Annotated in this window: 16 protein-coding genes; 8 read left to right on the plus strand and 8 right to left on the minus strand. The window is 64.3% G+C overall.

From position 1 onward, the window contains the following. Positions 1-177: 177 nt before the first annotated feature. The 3 genes from UB43_RS28770 to UB43_RS03040 all read left to right on the plus strand — a co-directional run bounded on the left by UB43_RS28770 (position 178) and on the right by UB43_RS03040 (position 4275). Positions 178-723 carry a hypothetical protein gene (locus UB43_RS28770; protein WP_052969491.1) on the plus strand — a complete coding sequence of 182 codons (546 nt, stop codon included), beginning with the start codon at positions 178-180 and terminating at the stop codon, positions 721-723. A 124-nt stretch (positions 724-847) separates the two neighbouring features. Then, positions 848-2758, plus strand: coding sequence for a di-heme-cytochrome C peroxidase (locus tag UB43_RS03035; protein ID WP_045208269.1), 1911 nt, complete (start codon positions 848-850; stop codon positions 2756-2758). Between the two features lie 362 nt (positions 2759-3120). Beyond that, positions 3121-4275, plus strand: a complete 1155-nt coding sequence (locus tag UB43_RS03040) for a catalase family protein (RefSeq protein WP_045208271.1) — start codon at positions 3121-3123, stop codon at positions 4273-4275. Between the two features lie 397 nt (positions 4276-4672). Here UB43_RS03040 and UB43_RS28995 read toward each other — a convergent pair whose 3' ends face one another. The 3 genes from UB43_RS28995 to UB43_RS03050 all read right to left on the minus strand — a co-directional run bounded on the left by UB43_RS28995 (position 4673) and on the right by UB43_RS03050 (position 6915). Further along, positions 4673-5386, minus strand: coding sequence for a peptidoglycan recognition family protein (locus tag UB43_RS28995; RefSeq protein ID WP_082085755.1), 714 nt, complete (start codon positions 5384-5386; stop codon positions 4673-4675). Continuing rightward, complete coding sequence (locus UB43_RS30000; RefSeq protein WP_082085756.1) at positions 5383-5952, minus strand: PAAR domain-containing protein; 570 nt, start codon at positions 5950-5952, stop codon at positions 5383-5385. Before UB43_RS30000 ends, UB43_RS28995 begins: the two co-directional genes overlap by 4 nt. 405 nt (positions 5953-6357) lie before the next feature. Continuing rightward, positions 6358-6915 carry a hypothetical protein gene (locus UB43_RS03050; protein ID WP_052969492.1) on the minus strand — a complete coding sequence of 186 codons (558 nt, stop codon included), beginning with the start codon at positions 6913-6915 and terminating at the stop codon, positions 6358-6360. Positions 6916-7193: 278 nt separating this feature from the next. Here UB43_RS03050 and UB43_RS03055 point away from each other — a divergent pair, with 278 nt between their 5' ends. Further along, entirely contained in the window at positions 7194-8432 is a 1239-nt protein-coding gene (locus UB43_RS03055) for a tetratricopeptide repeat protein (RefSeq protein WP_045208276.1), read from the plus strand. A gap of 150 nt (positions 8433-8582) precedes the next feature. Here the strand turns inward: UB43_RS03055 and ppk2 are convergent, their stop codons facing one another. The 5 genes from ppk2 to UB43_RS03075 all read right to left on the minus strand — a co-directional run bounded on the left by ppk2 (position 8583) and on the right by UB43_RS03075 (position 12636). Beyond that, on the minus strand, positions 8583-9500 hold the full coding sequence (gene ppk2 / locus UB43_RS03060; protein WP_045208278.1) for a polyphosphate kinase 2: 918 nt from the start codon (positions 9498-9500) through the stop codon (positions 8583-8585). A 277-nt stretch (positions 9501-9777) separates the two neighbouring features. Further along, complete coding sequence (locus tag UB43_RS03065) at positions 9778-10230, minus strand: PaaI family thioesterase (RefSeq protein WP_045208280.1); 453 nt, start codon at positions 10228-10230, stop codon at positions 9778-9780. A 146-nt stretch (positions 10231-10376) separates the two neighbouring features. Continuing rightward, positions 10377-10769, minus strand: coding sequence for a hypothetical protein (locus UB43_RS03070; protein ID WP_045208283.1), 393 nt, complete (start codon positions 10767-10769; stop codon positions 10377-10379). Positions 10770-11106: 337 nt separating this feature from the next. Beyond that, a complete protein-coding gene (locus UB43_RS29760) occupies positions 11107-11262 on the minus strand; it encodes a hypothetical protein (protein WP_177329767.1) in 156 nt (51 codons plus the stop codon). A 252-nt stretch (positions 11263-11514) separates the two neighbouring features. Then, complete coding sequence (locus tag UB43_RS03075; protein ID WP_045208285.1) at positions 11515-12636, minus strand: M14-type cytosolic carboxypeptidase; 1122 nt, start codon at positions 12634-12636, stop codon at positions 11515-11517. Positions 12637-12847: 211 nt separating this feature from the next. On the opposite strand from UB43_RS03075, the gene lpdA reads away from it, so the two are divergent. The 4 genes from lpdA to UB43_RS03095 all read left to right on the plus strand — a co-directional run bounded on the left by lpdA (position 12848) and on the right by UB43_RS03095 (position 19739). Beyond that, positions 12848-14248 (plus strand): dihydrolipoyl dehydrogenase, encoded by a 1401-nt coding sequence (gene lpdA, locus UB43_RS03080; protein ID WP_045208287.1) that lies wholly within the window; start codon positions 12848-12850, stop codon positions 14246-14248. 246 nt (positions 14249-14494) lie between these two features. Then, positions 14495-14764 (plus strand): hypothetical protein, encoded by a 270-nt coding sequence (locus UB43_RS03085; protein ID WP_024763325.1) that lies wholly within the window; start codon positions 14495-14497, stop codon positions 14762-14764. Between the two features lie 305 nt (positions 14765-15069). Then, entirely contained in the window at positions 15070-18741 is a 3672-nt protein-coding gene (locus tag UB43_RS03090; RefSeq protein WP_045208289.1) for a PAS domain S-box protein, read from the plus strand. Then, a complete protein-coding gene (locus UB43_RS03095) occupies positions 18738-19739 on the plus strand; it encodes a two-component system response regulator (protein WP_045208292.1) in 1002 nt (333 codons plus the stop codon). The genes UB43_RS03090 and UB43_RS03095 overlap by 4 nt, the downstream gene beginning before the upstream one ends. Positions 19740-19763 lie beyond the last annotated feature (24 nt).

A 19763-nucleotide genomic window follows, 5' to 3' on the forward strand; every position in this document is an offset into this window, starting at 1 on the left:
CCCGCTCCTACAGGGAGGCTCCGCCACACGCCCAACCCTGTAGAAGCGGAGCATCTCCGCGAACGCCCAGCCACTGCGCCAGAAACAAATTGTAGGAGCGGGCCATGCCCGCGATCGCGGGCGTGGCCCGCTCCTACAGGGAGCTCCGTCGGCAGTCCAAAAGCTGTAGGAGCGTGCTTGCTCGCTCCTACAAACGCCCATGACTATTCTTACCCTCCAGCCACGCCGCTCGCCGCGACACCGCCGGAGGCCGCCATCGACCCGGACGAAGCCAACTTCCTCAGCTACCTGCTCGCCGAAAGCGGCGACGGGGACGCGCGCGCCTTCGCCACGCTGTACCACTGCACCGCCCCGCGGCTCTATCCACTGGCGCTGAAGCTGAAGACCGATCAGACAGCAGCCGACGCCCTGCTGGTCGACACCTTCCTCCACGTCTGGACCGACGCAGACCGCTATCACCCCACGCGCATCGCCGCGCTGGACTGGATGATCGCCCTGCTCTACCAGCTCGCCGGCCACCCTTCCCCGCCGCCCAGCGACGAGCCCTGGCCGGAACTGCCGCCCCCGGACGAACTCTGGCCCGCCATCCATGCGCGCCTGCCCGATGACGAAGAGGACAGCCCCGGCCTGCGCTGGCCGCTGATCATCGCCAGCGTGGTCGGCGTGCTGATCGGCGCGGCAATCTGCCTGAGCCTGTTGCTGGAACTACGTCCGCGCCCCTAGCCCAACCGATTCTTTCAGTCGGCCCATAAAAACCCTGAATTCCGTACGGCATCACCTTGCCAAGCCGCCGCGTACTTGGCATAAACGTCCGATTCTTTTTCGCACATACAACAAGGAAGTTTCGATGCGCATTCTCGGACGCGTCCTACTGGCGATTTTGCTGCTGATCCTGCTCGTCGGTGGCGTCATCGCCTGGTACACCGCGCATCCCAATCTGCCGGAATACACCCCGCCGCAGAAGATGATCCACCTCGAGGAGCAGTGGTCCAAACAGGACCGCGAAACCTACTACTACACGCCCCAGGGCACCCAGGTGAAAGGCCTGCGCTACGACTGGTTCACCCACCTCGAGCAGCCTTTCAGCAAGGACAAGTTCGCCTCCCCGGAAAACCTCGCACGCTTCGGCTTCCTCATCGAGCCCGAGCAGATCGGCCGCGCCGCCGATGACACCCTGGCCGCCACCACAAAGAACCCCGGCAACCTGCCCGTAGGCTTCGCCCGCCACCAGGACGGCGAGACCGGCGCCTGGTACCTCGACATCACCTGCTCCGCCTGCCACACCGGCGAGCTGCGCTACAAAGGCACCGCCATCCGCATCGACGGCGGCGCGGCCATGCACTCCATCGCCTCCACCGTGCCCACCCTGCGCGGCGGCGCGTTCGGCCAGGCGCTGGGCGCCAGCCTCGCCTCCACCTACTACGTGCCGTGGAAGTTCGACCGCTTCGCCAAGGGCGTGCTCGGCGACCGCTATCCCAAGGGCAAGGCCGCGCTCAAGCGCGACGTGCGCAACGTGCTAGGCACCCTCGTTTCCACCGCGTGGAACGACACCCACCGCGGCCTCTACCCGACCCTGGAAGGCCCCGGCCGCGCCGACGCCTTCGGCCGAATCGCCAACAGCGTGTTCGGCGACGGCATCGACGCCTCCAACTACCGCGTCGCCAACGCCCCGGTGAACTACCCGCAGGTCTGGGACATCTGGAAATTCGACTGGGTGCAGTGGAACGGCTCGGCCATGCAGCCCATGGCACGCAACATCGGCGAAGCCCTCGGCGTCGGCGCCACCCTGCGCATGTTCGAAAGCGACGGCAAGCCGGTGATGGGCGACGAGCGCTACGCCTCCAGCGTGCGCCTGCGCGACCTCTACACCCTCGAGGAAACCCTCAAGCAGCTGAAACCGCCGACCTGGCCGAAAGAGGTCTTCGGCGAGATCGACCTGAAGAAAGCCTCCCAGGGCCGCGCCCTGTTCCAGGCCAACTGCGTCTACTGCCACGGCCCGCACATCAAGGCGCTGGGCGCCGCCGACACCATCGCCGAGAAACGCGTCCCCGAATGGGCGATGAAGATGGTCCCCACCCGCGAGATCGGCACCGACCCGACCACCGCCGACAACATCGCCGACCACACCTTCGACGTACGCCCGCTGAAGCTCAAGGTGGAAGAGCTGCAGAACATGAACGTCGTGCTGATCCCCAAACCCGACGCGCCGCTGGACCTGTCGAAGATCTCCGCCGCCAAGGGCCTGGCCTACGTCACCGCCTTCGTCGAGCAGCGCGCCTACCGCGACGCGCATATCGGCCCGGAGCAGCAACAGGAAATGAACGGCTACGGCCTGCCCATCGGCGTGCGCGAACTGCGCGCCTACAAGGCCCGCCCGCTGGACGGCATCTGGGCCACCCCGCCCTTCCTGCACAACGGCTCGGTGCCCAACCTGTTCCAGATGCTCTCCCCGGTGGCCGAGCGCGACGCGCAATTCTGGGTCGGCAGCTTCGAGTACGACCCCAAGTTCGCCGGCTACCGCACCGAGCGTTTCCCCGGCGGCTTCCTCTACAAGACCAGCGTCACCGGCAACAGCAACCGCGGCCACGAATTCCGCGACGGCTGCCGCCAGGACGGCGTCATCGGCCGCGCCCTGTCGCCGGAAGAACGCTGGGCGCTGGTGGAATACCTGAAGGTGCTGGGCAACGCCGACTACGAGAACAAACTCGAGCCGAATGTCCCCACCCCACCGTGGACGCCCGGGCCGAAGTGCGAATGACCGGCCAGCGCTGAACTGTCTTTTGTTTTTTTGTAGGACCGAGGGGGACGCCTAGTCCTTGCTCGCGAACAGACTCCCCACCGCTCCAGAGTGAAGCGGGTTCGCGAGCAAGCTCGCTCCTACAGGTAAAGCTCCTGAGCACAACCGAAACACCGGACAGCCCCCTCTCCCCCCGGGAGAGGGCTGGGGTGAGGGCCAGCCCCACTCCGAACGAACGACCAAGCACATAACCCATCCCCTCTCCCTTCAGGGAGAGGGCTAGGGAGAGGGAATCGCCCGACACCAGGCCCACCCCGCTACCCCCGCACGGGCCAGGGAACGGAACCCCCTCCAGAAAAGAAGACACCAAAGGACCCTGTGCCATGCGCTCCCTGTTCACCCGAATCTGGCTCTTCCTCGGCAAGTGGCTCGGCCGTCTGCTGCTCGCCATCGCCGCCATCGGCCTGCTCGGCTGGGGCATCGGCAGCCTCTACTACGCCTGGAAATTCTCCGGCCCCGTCTCCGCCCAGGAGGAAATCCCGCCGGGCGAAGCCCAGCTCACCCAGGCCATCATCGAAGACGCCGTGCGCATCGTCGAACAGCACCGCGACAACACCCGCGTGCTGCGTGACGCCCACGCCAAGGCCCACGGCTGCGTGAAGGCCGAAGTCACGGTCGCCAGCGATATCGCCCCCGGCCTGCGCCAGGGCGTGTTCGCCGAACCGGGCCACAAGTGGGACGCCATGGTCCGCTTCTCCAACGGCAACGCCTACCCGCAGTTCGACAGCGCCCGCGACGCCCGCGGCATGGCCATCAAACTGCTCGACGTGCCCGGCGCCAAGCTCATGCCCGGCAAAGGCCACGACACCGAACAGGACTTCGTCATGTTCAACCACCCGGTGTTCTTCGTCCGCGACGTCGCCGAATACCGGCAGAACTTCGCCGCCCAGGCCAGCGGCCAGAAGGTCGCCGCCTTCTTCCCCAGCTGGAAACCCAGCACCTGGGAAATCCGCCACCTGGTCATCGCCCTGCAGACCCTCGCCCCCGCGCCCGACAGCCCCTTCGAAACCGGCTACAACGGCATCGCGCCGTACAAGCTGGGCGAGGCCAACAACATCAAGTTCCGCGTCATCCCCCAAGCCGAAGGCTGCCCGGCCTACCAGTTGCCCAAGCTCAACGAAAAGCTGCCCAACTTCCTGCGTACCGCCATGTACCAGCAACTCTCAGTCGACCGCGTCCCCGCCTGCTTCGCCCTGCAAGTGCAGAAACAGGACCCGAGCAAATACATGCCCATCGAAGACACCAGCGTCGAATGGAGCGAATCCGACGCCCCCTTCCAGACCGTCGCCACCGTCAGCATCCCGCCCCAGGACTTCGACAGCCGCGAGCAGAACCTCGCCTGCGACAACATCTCCTACAACCCGTGGCACGCCCTGCCGGAGCACCAGCCGATTGGCGGGATCAACCGGTTGAGGAAGGCGGTTTATGAGGCGGTGAGTGTTTATCGGCATCAGCGCAATGGAGTGGGCGGGGAATAGTCTGCACGGAGAGATAACAGGTGCAGTAAAGCCGCTGGGAGCATCAGAGCAGCATGAGGAATGAAACAACAAGCCTACTAACGTGCGGGCTTGTTGAATCATATCCACTTAGTTCAGCGAGCCTTGCAAGCATCCAATTCTGTCTGCGTCTTCAGCTCAGTTTCGATCCCTAAACGGTACTTGCAGTAATCACGCACTGCGGTCCGTTCCAGTGGAGTCAACTGATCAAGAGACTTGTCGTCTGCGTCGCTGGCAAAGAGATTTACGAACTCAACTTGTAACGAAGGATATTTCTTTATGAAGAATACCCTCTTGTTATCCTCAGCCCAGCGAGTCCTATAGAAACCCACATACAGATGGGCCACACATAGCACCAGAAGAATGGCGATTAGTTTTTTCATGATGTTGGCGGCGGTAGCAAATCCATATTCTTGCGAATATTTTTCACAAGTTCCATTCCAACGTTTCCCGGGCAAATCTTTCCTTCGGACAATTGGTTAGGGTACTCCCGATGGCCACCAAAGTGCTTGATAAAGAATACACTCCTCAACGCAGAAATCAGGGTTATTACCGAATCAATTTGCGCGCCCGGAATGGAGTTCGTTGTGCTCACACCAAGAAACTCCAACCCTTGTCGTCCCAAAGCAACGATATCCCCACCCTCATCAGCGGTACTGAGGTTATTCAGCAACACAATACCAATGACTCCTGTATTGTACTGCCTTACATGCGCCCCCTTCAGACGAATGTCCCGTCCTTCATAAATCACCCCATCACAACTGATGCCAAAGTGGTAGGAAAAGTCCTCGAACTTATCAATCTGCTCTTTTTGGGTCTCTCGCATTTGCTCTGCCCCGGTGCCGCACGAATAGCTCCGCCCAGCATGATGAAGAGCAATCATCGAGTAGTCCCAGTCAGACGCCATCGCATTGCCTTTTACCGCTCCCCATTCGGACCGCTCGACAAACTGACAACCAAGCTGATGGACTTTCCTGATAAGTGCCTCGCGAGTCGCTGCACGGTCATTCACTGTAATAGGGACAACAGTAGATGGTTGGCCTGCAGTGACTTCCTGCACACTCACTTTCGTCGTGAAGGCTTCACCGTTCATATGACCGCCTCCGAAAACTCCGTCAGTTCGCGAGCAGGAGCCTGGAACACTACGTGAAGCTCAATCACTGCGCCTTCCATAGGTGCTTTGACGGTGGCAATACCGTTGATATCTGTCAGTCCTTCCACCCGTCGCCCATCAATCAGCGCGATGTATTTCCGGCTGACCAAGGGCCGCCCCGTTTCGCTATCGGTGATGGCAAAGGATTTTTCAAATACACGAGCAGCACTTATTGGATGAGAGAGAGGGGTTGCACTAGCGGCGGCGCTCGCTGCTTGGGCGGCGTCTCGGTCAGACTGATAGGTCGCACTTGCCAACGAGTGAATTAGGCGTGCCCTACAGGGACAAGTACTGAAACTATCCAAAGTGCCGGCGACGCTTCCACCAATCATGAAGTGCTGAAAGCCTCCAGCGATCACGTAGTGCTGACCGTCTTTGCCGCACGTTACTGCGTCTCCCGCACGCGCCACAGGAACACCGTGCATGGAAAAGCTTGGGTGCCCCTCTAAGACAACCCCGCCGCAGGTCGTCTTGTCACCTCGACGTATGTAGTGCCCGATAGCCATATCCTTTCCTTGTTTTCAGGAATCGAGCGGTGACCGTAGCGAAGAGGGCTGCTGGAAAAATGTAGGACTGCTCCGAAATCATGTGAAGAAGGCTGTCCAAATCAGCTCCCAAATACGCATGAAGGAACTCACGCATCACACGGCGCACCTTATTGGTCCATCGCAAACTCTTGACCGCCGCAACTCAAACTCCCAGCCATCAAACTGTTTCCTGAAACCGACTGAGCCGGGATTAGCAGGCCGAAACCCTAGACGTAGAGCGCATAACGCGGTGCGCGATATCCGCCGTTTGGCCGGACACTCCGAACGCGACAAGGGCGCGAGGCATCGCGGCGCGCAACCCCGAACGGTTGTACGCCCTGCAGGTTGTCGCCGTTCGTAGAGCCATGACCCGGCGCGGCCCCGTCAGAGCTGCCCGCCCAACTTGAGGAGGGTCAGTATCAGCCCGCCGATGGTCATGAAGGACGCGAGCAGCGTGCCGAGGATCAGCGGGACGACGACGCCCGGCGAGACGTAGGGCGTCACTTCCAGCAGGAAGCCGGGGCGGATGTGATACGGGGTCAGGCAGGTGATCCGGTAATCGCCGGGAGCGCTGCAGTGGAATTCTCCCAGTGGATTGCTGGTGTTGCCGCCCATGTCGCTGCGGCGCACGGTGAAGAAGTTGAAGCGGCTGTACGCCTCGTAGGGCACGGGCTTGCCGGTGGCGCAGGCAGTGACGGTGAATTCGGCGTTGAAGTGCGCGGTACCGGTGACGACGGTGAACGGCGGGAAGACGATGTTGACCACATAGCGCCCCGGTTGCGGCAACGCCACCACTTCCGCGCGGGCGGCGTCGGCCCAGCGCTGGCGGACGTCGGGCGAGATCACCCGGCGCAGTCCGCCGATGCAGCGGATCAGCAGGTAGCCGCCGAGCAGCATCAGCAGCGGTGAGCTCCACAGGAGCATCGAGACATCGGACTTCATGTCGCCAACCCTTGGATGTTCCGTTGCGATACGGCGGCCAGGCCGTCCATACCAGAACGCGGGCCGGTGCGGCAGGTCTTGGCTGGAGCGCACCAGCCATGTCTCAGCCGTCGAAGTTGGCCGCGGGAGACTTCGTAATTATCGCAGCTACGCGCGGGAATTTTCCGATAGAGCTCACCTCCCCCGCTCCCTAGCCTTTCGCTCCATGTCATCGACGCGCGCGAACTGCTCATCCCGTGCAGAACTTTCCGCCGCCGTCCTGCCCTGGAGAATCCTGCATGTCTGCCGCCGAAAAGAAGTTGAACAAGCTGGCCGCCACCTTCCGCGCAGCGCTGGCCAAGGACAATTACCGACTGGGCCGCGATACGGCGCGCGAGGCGCTGACTATCGCGCCGAACCATCCCACGCTGCTGGCGGATTATGCCCTGTGTCTGATACGGACCAAGGAGTACGAACAGGCCTACAAGACGTACCTGAAGCTGCTGAACAAGCTGGGCGAAGACAAGATGCCGGGCACGGCGCTGGACGGGCTGACTGAGGCCTGCGGCTGGCTGAAGCGGGAAGACCTGGTGCGCCGCTACGGCAACCTGTCGCTCAGCGTGGCGGACCGCAAGTACAGCCAGTTCCCCGCCCACCCACTGCCCGACGCGCCGCCACCGGCGTTCGACGGGAACAACCCCGAGCGCAACCTGATCGTTTTTTCGCTGTTCGGCGCTCGCCCGCGCTATTGCGAGAGCGCATTGAAGAACGTGGAGGCCGCGCACGAGCTATTCCCGCAATGGCGTTGCCGCTTCTACGTGGACGACTCGGTGCCGCAGGCGGTGCTCACCCGATTGAAGGACGCTGGCGCACAGGTGGTGCTGGTTGACGAAGCGACTCGCAGTGCCATCCCCGCAACCATGTGGCGCTTCCTGGTGATGGAGGACCACGAGGTCTCGCGCTTCCAGGTGCGCGACGCCGACTCGCTGCTCTCCGAGCGCGACCGCGCGGCGGTGCAGGTCTGGCTGCAGAGCGATAGCTGGTATCACCACATGCGTGATTACTTCAGCCACACCGAATTGCTGCTGGCCGGCATGTGGGCCGGCTGCCACAACCCGAACCTGCCGGGCATCCGCGAGCTGATCGCCCAGTACCTGGAAGAGGAAGAAGCGCACGAGCGCTTCGCCGACCAGTACTTCCTGCGCCGCAGCCTGTGGCCGACCATCCGCCAGAGCCTGTTGAGCCATGACGATCTGTTCGGCTTCCTCGGGGCGCAGCCCTTCCCGCCGCACGAGCCGGTGCGCTGGCGGACGGAGTCCTTCCATGTGGGCTGCAATGCCAGTTACCAGGGCATCAAGGTGCAGAGCAAGCTGAAGGACGGCGAGTTGCAGCCCTGGGGGTTGTTCGATGCCGAAGGCGCCCTGTTGTGCCGTTACGAATCGCCGGTGACCAAGGGGCATTGGGAGGAATGGATGCCGTACTTCCTCTGCGAGGCCATCGCGGATGGCAGCTGCACGGTGCGTAGCCTGGCCAAGTGACGTGATCGCTATAGACGCTGGCTCGCTCCCGCAACGCGGCCGAGGCAAACGCAGGATGAGGGTGCCTTGGCGATACGGATGCTGTCCGTGCACCGGATCGATGAGTATCGCTGCGCTCCCCGCCATCCTGCGGCAGCGGCGCGGTAGCGGTCAGTAGACTTCCGGCACCTGCAGTTCCTGCGGCGTGGGATGCCGGCGATAGCCTACGTGGCGCTGCCGCTCGGGCAGGTCGACGGCAGGCTGTTGCACTTCCTGATAGGGAATCTGGCTCAACAGGTGACTGATGCAGTTCAACCGCGCGCGCTTCTTGTCGTCGGCCTGGACGATCCACCACGGCGCTTCGGGGATGTGGGTGCGTTCGAGCATCACTTCCTTGGCCTTGGTGTAGGACTCCCAGCGGCGCCGCGACTCCAGGTCCATCGGGCTGAGCTTCCACTGCTTGAGCGGGTCGTGGATGCGGCTGAGGAAGCGGTAGTGCTGTTCCTCATCGGAGATGGAGAACCAGTACTTGAGCACCTGTACGCCGGAGCGCACGAGCATCCGCTCGAACTCGGGCACGCTGCGGAAGAACTCTTCGTACTGGGCGTCGGTGCAGAAGCCCATCACTCGCTCGACGCCGGCACGGTTGTACCAGCTACGGTCGAACAGGACGATCTCCCCCGCCGCCGGCAGGTGCGAGACGTAGCGCTGGAAGTACCATTGGGTGCGTTCGCGATCGTTCGGCGCGGGCAGCGCGGCGACCCGGCACACGCGCGGATTCAGGCGCTGGGTGATGCGCTTGATCACCCCGCCCTTGCCGGCGGCATCGCGGCCTTCGAAGAGGATGACGACCTTGTGGCCGGTCTTCACCACCCAGTTCTGCAGCTTGACCAGCTCGGCCTGCAGGCTGAACAGGGTGTGGAAGTAACGCTGGCGTGCCAGGCGTTCCTCGTGGGTCTGCAGGCTGCCTTCGCGCAGCCCTTCGAAGTCGTAGAGTTCGTCGAACAGTTCGAGTTCGAGCTCTTCGTCGCGGTCATCCAGCAAGTCGCGCTGGACGCGTCGTGGGAAGTTCTTGTCATCGAGCAGCATGGTGGATTGCCTTGTGCCGTCACTGGCTCAGTCACATCGAGTGACACTTTCATGACAGAAAAATGTAGTCACGCTTTATGACGAATTCATTACAGCCAGCGAAAGATATTTCTTACAAAGCCTGTGCTAGAGCACTCCTCGATAGGACAACCGATGAATCAGGAAGGTCTTGATGAGGCGGGCGAGCCGCTGAACGGAGCTGATGTCGCGGCAAGATCAAGGGCGGGAAACGGCCGCGAAGTTCCGTCTGCGGCCGCCAGCGTGAGGGGGGAAATGCTCAGGCGTCAGCCAGCGGGCGCGGCTTGTTGACGTACTTGAAGGTGCCGGAAGCGGTTGCAACGACCACGCCCTGGCTGTTGCGCAACTCACTCTCGCAGAAAGCGATGGAACGAGTGTGGTGCTGGACCTTGCCATGGGCTTCGAGCACTTCGCCCACTTCGCCGCCGGGGCGCAGGAAGCTGGTCTTCATCTCCACGGTCACCACGCCGCGAAGAGCTTCGTCCACTTCGCTGGCACTCAGCGCCATGGCGACGTCGAGCAGGGTCATGATCAGGCCACCGTGGGCGTTGGCCCAGCCATTCACATGCTGCGGTTCGACGCGCACGACCAGACGACCCGGCCCGTTTCCGTCTTCCGCCGGGGCGTGGCGGAACTGCAGGAAATCGAGCATGGGAATGGCGATGCCACGGTGGGCGGTGTAGAGCTTGAGCTGTTCGATATCGAGGGGCATGGAGCTTCCTGAAACGTCGAGTGGGGCCCGGCGATGTTCCCCGCTCCGGCTGGCGGATCGCAAGCCCGGCGTAGCTTCATGCACGGCGGGAATGCCCACCGATTGCAGCGCTCAGGGGAACGATCGGCGCCCCTCGCCCCGGGTGGTCAGCGCGACCGGCGGGTGCCGTTCTTCTTTTCGCTCTGGCGCTCGACGGCCTGGACGAAGAGCTCCTCGACCAGCAGCGACTGGATCGGCGTGCGGGTTTCCAGGGACAGGCTCATGGATTCCAGCTTCTGGTTCACCCCCAGGCGGGCGATGCCGCACAGCAGGATGCGCTGGGCGCCAAAGATGCTGCCCTTGTCGACCAGCACTTCACGGGGCTTGTCGCCATCCAGATAGCTGACCTTGAGGGCGATGCCGGTGTCGTCACGCACGGCCAGGTTGAGCCAGGTGGCGATGTTGAACTCGACGACCCAACCCAGGCCTGTCTTCTTGGCCACGGCCTCGCGGACCAGATGAGCAGGAACCGGACCCAGGGGGGTGCTGTGGTTTTCCATGGGGATACTTCTGACTGCTGCGGGTTGAGCGAAATGCGCGAACGGAAGACTCGATTTTATGTGAAGCGGTTCAAGTTTTCAGTCTGAATTTTGTAAGACAACCGCGATCAGGTACGCGTGACGTTACAGAAGCGAGCCGCTCTGGAATGCCGGTCTACGGCCTGAATGAGCTGAAGGAAGCGAAGCGGTCGCTCCGGAATACCGGATACTGTCCGACGAAACGAATTGGCGGGGTTCAGCGTCACGCAAGGGCGATCCGGCGCGATGCCGAATCGCCCTTGCCGTGTCTCTGGGCTGGCGCAGGCGCCAGCGGGATCAGGCCGTGCGGCCCACTTGCTCAGGCCATGCTGAAATGGGCGCGTGGCCTGTGTTCGCCCGAGCGGTTCTTGCGCACTTCCCGGCGCTCTCTGAAATCCAGTTCTTCCAGGGCGTCCATGCGTTCCTGCAAGTCTTCGATGACTTGGGGAGTCAACAGCTTGCGATGTCGAGTCATACCTACCTCCTGAATTCGTATGCCTCATTCTTTGGATTAGCACGCAAGCCGGAAGATTCAAAGGCTGCCTGCGACGGATTAACCCAACGGTCAGCCGCCAAGGATGTAAGACGTCGCCGGGAAAGACGCCTTTCCGTAGGAGCGAGCTTGCTCGCGAACACCCGGCGGCTCTGCGGCTGGGCGGGTTCGCGAGCAAGGACTGGGCGTCCCCCTCGGTCCTACGAAGAGCAGGTGCGGCGGCGAATCCGAAAATCAGCGCAACTCATCGACCAGGCTGGCGACTGTCACCAGCACCGCCTCCGCCAACGCCTTCGACCGTGCTCCGCTCCAACCGGTGCGCGCATTGGGCGACAGGTTGTGATCCTTGAACGGCATTTCCAGGGTCAGCGACAGGCAGTCGTAGGTGCGGCCGACATGGTTGCAGGCCAGGGTCAGGTTGGCCTGGCCCGGCGCGTCCTTCGGATAGCCGTGCACGCTCTGGAATTCGCCGTTGGCTTCCAGGCGTTCGCGGAACAGGCTTTCCAGGCGATCCAGGCGCGGCGTGAACTCCGGGTTGCCTTCGCAACCGGCGGCGAACACGAAGGGGATTTCCTCGTCGCCGTGCACGTCAAGGAACAGGTCCACGCCGTACTGGGCCATCTGCTGCTGGACGAACAGCACTTCCGGGCTTTCCTCGGCGCTGGGCGCGGCCCAGGCGCGGTTCAGGTCCTTGCCGGCGGCGTTGGTGCGCAGATGGCCGTGGAAGGCGCCGTCCGGGTTCATGTTCGGCACCAGGTAGAAATCGGCGCGCTCCAGCAGGCGCTGGATGTCGGCATCGCCAGATTGCAGGCGATCGATCAGGCCTTCCATGAACCACTCGGCCATGTGCTCGCCGGGGTGCTGCTGGGCGATCAGCCAGATCTTCCGCGCACCCGCCGCGCCCTTGCCGATGCGCAGCAGGGGCAACTCGCGGCCTTCGATGCTGTGGCCGGTGGCGAGCAGCTCGGCGCCATTGGCCTGGGCGCGCTTCACCCGTTCGGCGTGGCGCGCGCGGCTGTAGGGCTCGAAGTAGGCGAACCAGGCCTGGGGCTGCTCGGCATCGAGCGTGAAGTGCAGGCCATTGGCGTCGTAGGTGCTGGGCACGCGGAACCAGTCGCGCTGGTCATGCGAAGCCACGGCGTTGTAGCCCGGCCAACCGCCGGTGTAGCTGGACCCAGGGGCATTGGTCAGGCTGAACTGGTATTGCTGGCCGGGCTGAAGCCCCTCGGCCTTGAAGTGGAACCACTGGAAGTGCGGGCTTTTGGTGTCCGGACGCAACGCCAGGCGCACGTGGCGCGGGTCGCTGTCGTCGATGACCTGGATGTTGCCGCTGTCGAAATCGCAGTCGATCTTCATGAATTCTCCGTAGGCGCACGAACCTGAGGCGCCAAAGCCCTGCATTTTCGCCCTCCCCGCCGCGTCTGTCATGTCTGCGTGACTTGCACGGCAACGCATATTATGCTCGTAATATAAATCGAGTAACGCTTATCCCCGGCCCTGCGCTGGTGATCCGGCGGGCACGGACTAACCTCGATTGACCCCTTTTTCCTACTGCGGAGAACACTGCATGAGCGCATACGATGTGATCGTCATCGGCGGCGGCCCCGGCGGCTACAACGCCGCCATTCGCGCCGGCCAGCTGGGCCTGAAGGTCGCCTGCGTGGAGGGCCGCGAAACCCTCGGCGGTACCTGCCTGAACGTCGGCTGCATGCCGTCCAAGGCGCTGCTGCACGCGTCGGAACTGTACGAAGCGGCGGCCGGCGGCGAGTTCGCCAACCTCGGCATCCAGGTCAAGCCCAAGCTGGACCTGGCGCAGATGATGAAGCAGAAGGCCGAGAGCGTGACCGCGCTGACCAAGGGCGTGGAATTCCTCTTCCGCAAGAACAAGGTGGACTGGGTGAAGGGCTGGGGCCGCATCGACGGGCCGGGCAAGGTGGAAGTGACCGCCGCCGACGGCAGCAAGAGCAGCCTCACCGCCAGGGACATCATCATCGCCACCGGCTCGGAGCCCTCCCCGCTGCCGGGCGTGGAAGTCGACAACAAGCGCATCCTCGACTCCACCGGCGCGCTGTCGATTCCCGAAGTGCCCAAACACCTGGTGGTGATCGGCGCCGGCGTGATCGGCCTGGAACTGGGCTCGGTCTGGCGCCGCCTGGGCGCCGAAGTCACGGTGATCGAGTACCTGGACCGCATCTGCCCCGGCATGGACCTGGAAACCGCCAAGACCTTCCAGCGCGCGCTGACCAAGCAGGGCATGAGCTTCAAGCTGGGCTCCAAGATCACCCAGGCCAAGGTCAGCGGCAAGCAGGTGACCCTGAGCGTGGAGCCGGCCGCCGGCGGCGCGGCGGAATCGATCGAGGCGGATTACGTGCTGCTCGCCATCGGCCGCCGCCCTTATACGCAAGGGCTGGGGCTGGAAAGCGTGGGCCTGGCCACCGACAAGCGCGGCATGCTGGAAAACCACGAACACCGCAGCAGCGTGCCCGGCATCTGGGTGATCGGCGACGTGACCTCCGGCCCGATGCTCGCGCACAAGGCCGAGGACGAGGCCATCGCCTGCGTCGAGCTGATTGCCGGCAAGGCCGGGGAAGTGAACTACGACGTCATCCCCAGCGTGATCTACACCCATCCGGAAGTGGCCACCGTGGGCAAGACCGAGGAACAGCTCAAGGCCGAGGGCCGCGCCTACAAAGTGGGCAAGTTCCCCTTCACCGCCAACAGCCGGGCGAAAATCAACCACGAGACCGAAGGCTTCGTGAAGGTGCTGGCGGACGAGCGCAGTGACGAAATCCTCGGCGTGCACATGATCGGCCCGAACGTCGGCGACATGATCGCGGAGTACTGCGTGGCCATGGAGTTCCGCGGCGCCGCCGAGGACATCGCGCGCACCTGCCATCCGCACCCGACCCGCTCCGAGGCGTTGCGCCAGGCGGCGATGAACGTGGATGGCTGGGCCATGCAGGCCTGACCGCTCGTCGCCAACGACCAATGGCACGTGCGGCGCGATGGCGCACCCAGAAAATCGCTACAGGCCACGGATGACGGGGCCTGCAGCGACTGAAACAGTTTTATTTGCGACTATTTTGTGTACAACCGCGACATGGGTTGTGACTTTCTTCGACTCTGAATCCATCAATTGCGTGAACGAACACGAAAGTGGATGAACCGCTTTCGCCACCTTCGCAATGGATTACCACGCAGAGAGATCACAACCATGCATGCGACTCTTCGTTTCAACGAGGCTCTGCTGATCACTGGACGAGCCTTCCAACCCTTCAATTGTGTGACCTGGGTTGACCAAGGGGGCGACGGCAGCCTCGACCTGTCCGTCCTTGATCGCACCGGTACCCGTCTGCTGGGCCTCACCCGCATTCCCAGCTCCGCCTACTCCGACCCGGAGCAGCTCGAAGGCCTGCTGAACCAGGCCCGCGACGAGCTGAACCGCGAAGGCTACCGCCTGCAGGAATGGCACATGCCCGCCTGATCCGCAGACAGGTACCCGAAGAAGCCCGGCCCCAGGCCGGGCTTTTTCATTTCTGCCGCCAGCCGTCGGCAACCGCTCAATTTGCCGCTTCGCTTGCCGACAACGAAGTGTCGGTCGCCGTCCGGGCTGCATCGTTTCAGCTTCGATTCCGAACAGTGGCTTTCCGCTCGTCCGAAACCCGCATTCCACCGCCGGTTCAGCGGGAGCAGCGACCGACAATGATGGCAATTTGCAGTCATCCTGTGTTTTGCTCACCCCGTCTCGTCTTCCACCGGGCCTTCGGCACGCAGTACGGTCTTCGTTCAATGCTCGATCTGCAGCGATATTTCTATAGCGGCGACACCCCTTCGCTGCTGGTTTTCGGCGAGCACAACACGGCATTGGTGCTGCTCTCCATCCTCATCGCCATCTTCACCTCGGCCATGGCCCTGCAGCTGTCGGGCGTGGCGCGGCTCGCGCGCAGCCCGTTCTACCGCCAGTTGGCCATCGGCACCGGCGCGGTGGCCCTGGGCGGTGGCGTGTGGGCGATGCACTTCATCGGCATGCTGTCCTTCCAGCTCTGCGCGGCGGTGCGCTACGACCCGCTGATCACGCTGCTCTCCGGCCTGCCGAGCCTGTTCGCCTCATGGACCGCCCTGAGCCTGCTGGCTCGGCGCAACGTCAGCCGCCTGCAACTGATCGGTGGTGGTGTGCTGGTCGGCGCGGGTATCGGTGCCATGCACTACAGCGGCATGGCGGCGATGCAGATGGCCCCGTTGCTGCGCTACAACCCCTGGATGTTTGCCCTGTCGATCCTGGTTGCCGTGGTGCTGGCCGTGATCGCGCTGTGGGTGCGCTTCGGCCTGCGCGGGCGGATGCGGCCGAACCTGACGATCCTGGTCAGCGGCGTGGTGATGGGCCTGGCGATTGCCGGCATGCACTACACCGGGATGGCCGCCGCACGCTTCGTCGGCCGTGAAGAGTTCGGCGTACCGCAGGGCGTGCAGGGCAGCTTCTACCTGGCGATGGCGGTGTCCATGGCCACCATCAGCCTGAGCATCTGCGTCGCCGCGGTGAACGGCCTGCTGCGCTACCGTCAGCTGTTCCAGGAACTGCAGCGCCGGCGCAAGCACCTGGATTCGCTGCTCGACGCCGCCGTCGAGGCCATCCTCACCATCGACCACAGCGGTGTGATCCGCTCAGTCAACCACGCCGTCCTGCGCCTGTTCGGCTGGCATCCCCACGAACTGGTCGGCCAGCCGATGCAGGTGCTGATGAACGAGGCCTACGGGCACCAGTTCCGCATCGCTCTGGAGAACTACAAGCGCAGCGGCGAACGCCAGTTCCACAACTCCGAACTGGAGCTGGAAGGCCTGACCCGCGACGGGCGTGAATTCCCCGCGCGGGTCAGTCTTGGCGTCACCGATCACGACGGCAAACCCTGGTTCGTCGTATTCGTCGCCGACATCAGCGAGCGCCGCCAGATGGAGCAGGCCCTGCGCACCCGCGAGGAGCAGTACCGCTCGCTGATCCGCAACATGCCCGGCATCGCCTTCCGCGTCCTCCCGGACGACGCCTGGAGCACCCTGTTCGTCAGCGATGCGGTCGAGGCCGTCACCGGCTGGTCGGCGCAGGACTTCAGCGACCAGCGCATCACCTTCGGCCAGCTCTACCATCCCGATGACCAGGAGGCGGTGAACGAGGAAGTCCGCCGCGCCATCGCCGAACGCCGCAGCTACGTCGTCGAATATCGACTGTTCGACCGCAGCGGCGCCGAACACTGGATCTGGGAAGGCGGCAGCGCCTGCTACGACGAAACCGGCAAGCCGCAGTGGATCGACGGCGTGCTGCTCGACCAGACCGAAACCAAGCTGTTGAGCAACGAATACGAGGGCAAGGTCACCGCCATCGGCCGCGCCATGGCGCTGATCGAGTTCGACCTCGACGGCCGCGTGCTCGCCGCCAACGAGAACATCCTCGAACTCTTCGGCTACACCGAAGCCGAGGTGCTGGGCCAGCACCACAGCCTGTTCTGCCCGCCGGACGTCGCCGCCAGCGCCCGCTACCAGGCGTTCTGGCAAGGGTTGCGCGACGGCGAGTACAGCGCCGGCGAATACCGCCGCCTGGCCAAGGACGGGCGCGAGGTGTGGATCCACGCCACCTACAACCCGATCCTCGACTTCGACGGCAAGCCGGTGAAGGTGGTGAAACTGGCCACCGACCTCACCCCGCGCCGCGTCATGGAGCAGGAACTGCGCAGCGCCCGCGACCGCGCCGAACAGGCTGCCGCCGCACGCAGCAGCTTCCTGGCCAACATGAGCCACGAAATCCGCACGCCGATGAACGCCATCATGGGCTTCACCGAACTGCTGCTGGATTCGCCGCTGGAAGAGAACCAGCGGCGCTACCTGACCACCGTGCAGAACGCCTCGCGCTCGCTGCTCGGCCTGCTCAACGACATCCTCGACACCGCCAAGCTCGACCGTGGCGCCATCGAACTGGAAGCCCTCGACTTCTCGCTGCCGGAGCTGTGCGAGCAGGTCTGCGCGGCGCTGCGACTGTCCGCCGAGCGCAAGGGGCTGAGCCTGCAGATCGACTACGGCCAGCGCGCCGGCGAGTACTTCCAGGGCGACCCGCTGCGCCTGCAGCAGGTGCTGACCAACCTGCTGGGCAACGCGGTGAAGTTCACCGAGCGCGGCGAAGTGCGGCTGGTGATCAGCGGCGAACCCGGCGCGCTGCGCCTGGCCATTCGCGACACCGGCATCGGCATCGCCGCCGACCGCCTGGAACGTATCTTCGATCCCTTCGCCCAGGCCGACGCCTCCATGAGCCGGCGTTTCGGCGGCACGGGCCTGGGCACCACCATTTCGCGTCAGCTGGTGGAACTGATGGGTGGCCGCATCAGCGTGGAAAGCGAAGTGGGCCGGGGCAGCGTGTTCACCGTCGACCTGCCGCTGCCGGCCGGCCGCAGCGTGCAGCCGGCAGCCCGCAGCCATGCGCCGAGCCTGCCGCCGCTGCGCATTCTGGTCGCCGATGATGTGCCGCAGAACGTCGAGCTGCTGGAGCTGAATCTGCGCCGCCTGGGCCACCGCCCGCACAGCGTCGGCGACGGGCAAGCTGCCGTTGACGCCTACAGCGCGCAGGACTTCGACCTGGTCCTGATGGACGTGCAGATGCCCGGCATGGACGGCCTGGAAGCCACCCGGCGCATCCGCACCCTCGAGCAGCAGCGTGGCGTGGAAGCCGTCCCCATCATCGCCCTCACCGCCAGCGTGCTCGACCGCGACCGGCAGAACGCCCTGGACGCCGGCATGAATGGTTTCGCCAGCAAGCCGCTGGACCTCGCCGGCCTGCTGGATGAAATGGCCCGTCTGCTCGGTGCCGCTCCGCTGGTGCGCAGCGCGCAGGCCAGCGGAAGCACACCTCTGGCGACCCTGGACTGGGCCGCCGGCGCCCGCCTGTGGGGCGGCCCGCTGCCCATGGCGCGGGCCATCGTGCGCTTCCTCGATGAGCAAGCAGCCAGCCTGGGCACCTTGGAAAGTGCAGTGAACGACGGTGACCGTGCCAGCATCACCGCCCTCGCCCATCGCCTGCGCGGTGCCGCCGCCAACCTTGCCCTGCCGCGTCTGGCCGGCGCCATCGGCGCGCTGGAAGGCGCCGCAGAGCACGGCAAGGCTGAACAACTGGCGGCTGCCCTGGAGCGTGTCCGCGTGGAGTTCGCCACGGTCCGCGAATCGGTGCCGCTGGTGCCCGACGCCGTCGCCGAAGCGGTTGGCGAGGCCGCCTCGCAGGACCTGCGCGATGCGCTGCAGGCCCTGCAACTGGCCCTTTCCCGCGGCGGCCTCGACGACCAGGCGCTGGAGCGCCTGCGCCTGGGCACCGCCCAGGGCGAACACCGCGAGGCCTTCGAAGCCCTGCGCTACGCCATCGACGATTTCGACTTCGACCAGGCCCTGGAATGGGTCCGGACCCTCGGCACCCGCCTGGAGCAAGCATGACCCTGACCGCCCAAGATCATCGGCCCTGCCTGCTGCTGGTGGACGACGAAGCCACCAACCTCCAGGTGCTGCGCCACATCCTGCAGGACGACTACCGCCTGCTGTTCGCCAAGGACGGCGACAAGGCGCTGGAACTGGCCAACCGCGAGCGCCCGGACCTGGTCCTGCTGGACGTGATGATGCCCGGCATGACCGGCTTCGAGGCCTGCCAGCGGCTCAAGGCCGAGCAGGCCACCTGCACCATCCCGGTGATCTTCGTCACCGCGCTGGCTGATGTACCCGACGAAGCGCGGGGCTTCGAGGTGGGCGCGGTGGACTACATCACCAAGCCGGTCAGCCCGCCCATCGTCAAGGCCCGCGTGCGCACGCACCTGTCGCTGGTGCGCGTGGAGGAGCTGCGCGAGACGCGCCTGCAGATCGTCCAGCGCCTGGGCAAGGCCTCGGAGTACAAGGACAACGAGACCGGCCTGCACGTCATCCGCATGAGCCACTACGCGCACATCCTGGCCCGCGCCGCCGGCTACTCGGAGAAGGCCGCCGACGACCTGCTCAACGCGGCGCCCATGCACGACGTGGGCAAGATCGGCATTCCCGATGCCATCCTGCAGAAACCCGGCCGCCTCGACGAGCAGGAATGGGCGGTGATGCGCCAGCACCCGGAGATCGGCGCGCGGATCATCGGCGAGCACGACTCCACCCTGCTCACCCTGGCACGCAGCATCGCCCTCACCCACCACGAACGCTGGGACGGGACGGGCTACCCCAATGCCCTGCGCGGCGAGGAAATCCCCCTGGAGGGCCGCATCGTCGCCATCGCCGACGTGTTCGATGCGCTGACCAGCGTGCGCCCGTACAAGCCGGCCTGGAGCATCGACGAAGCCATCGAACTGCTGCGCCGGGAAAAAGGCCGCCAGTTCGACCCGGAGCTGGTAGAGCTGTTCCTCGGTTGCCTGCCCGACATCCTCGCCGTGCGCGAGCGCTGGGCCGACGCCGGCTGAGCCGCAGGCTGCGCAAATCCTGCT

This window comes from Pseudomonas sp. 21, from assembly GCF_000955805.1.
Taxonomy (GTDB): domain Bacteria; phylum Pseudomonadota; class Gammaproteobacteria; order Pseudomonadales; family Pseudomonadaceae; genus Pseudomonas.

Excerpts from the sequence above, each read along its gene's own strand:
- UB43_RS03065 (WP_045208280.1), bottom strand. The coding sequence starts at position 10,230 with ATGCCCCTCGATATCGAACAGCTCAAGCTCTACACCGCCCACCGTGGC.
- lpdA (WP_045208287.1), top strand. The coding sequence starts at position 12,848 with ATGAGCGCATACGATGTGATCGTCATCGGCGGCGGCCCCGGCGGCTAC.
- UB43_RS30000 (WP_082085756.1), bottom strand. The coding sequence starts at position 5,952 with ATGGCTATCGGGCACTACATACGTCGAGGTGACAAGACGACCTGCGGC.
- UB43_RS03050 (WP_052969492.1), bottom strand. The coding sequence starts at position 6,915 with ATGAAGTCCGATGTCTCGATGCTCCTGTGGAGCTCACCGCTGCTGATG.
- UB43_RS03035 (WP_045208269.1), top strand. The coding sequence starts at position 848 with ATGCGCATTCTCGGACGCGTCCTACTGGCGATTTTGCTGCTGATCCTG.
- UB43_RS03085 (WP_024763325.1), top strand. The coding sequence starts at position 14,495 with ATGCATGCGACTCTTCGTTTCAACGAGGCTCTGCTGATCACTGGACGA.
- UB43_RS03095 (WP_045208292.1), top strand. The coding sequence starts at position 18,738 with ATGACCCTGACCGCCCAAGATCATCGGCCCTGCCTGCTGCTGGTGGAC.
- UB43_RS03090 (WP_045208289.1), top strand. The coding sequence starts at position 15,070 with ATGCTCGATCTGCAGCGATATTTCTATAGCGGCGACACCCCTTCGCTG.
- UB43_RS03055 (WP_045208276.1), top strand. The coding sequence starts at position 7,194 with ATGTCTGCCGCCGAAAAGAAGTTGAACAAGCTGGCCGCCACCTTCCGC.
- UB43_RS29760 (WP_177329767.1), bottom strand. The coding sequence starts at position 11,262 with ATGACTCGACATCGCAAGCTGTTGACTCCCCAAGTCATCGAAGACTTG.
- UB43_RS28995 (WP_082085755.1), bottom strand. The coding sequence starts at position 5,386 with ATGAACGGTGAAGCCTTCACGACGAAAGTGAGTGTGCAGGAAGTCACT.
- UB43_RS03040 (WP_045208271.1), top strand. The coding sequence starts at position 3,121 with ATGCGCTCCCTGTTCACCCGAATCTGGCTCTTCCTCGGCAAGTGGCTC.
- UB43_RS03075 (WP_045208285.1), bottom strand. The coding sequence starts at position 12,636 with ATGAAGATCGACTGCGATTTCGACAGCGGCAACATCCAGGTCATCGAC.
- ppk2 (WP_045208278.1), bottom strand. The coding sequence starts at position 9,500 with ATGCTGCTCGATGACAAGAACTTCCCACGACGCGTCCAGCGCGACTTG.
- UB43_RS03070 (WP_045208283.1), bottom strand. The coding sequence starts at position 10,769 with ATGGAAAACCACAGCACCCCCCTGGGTCCGGTTCCTGCTCATCTGGTC.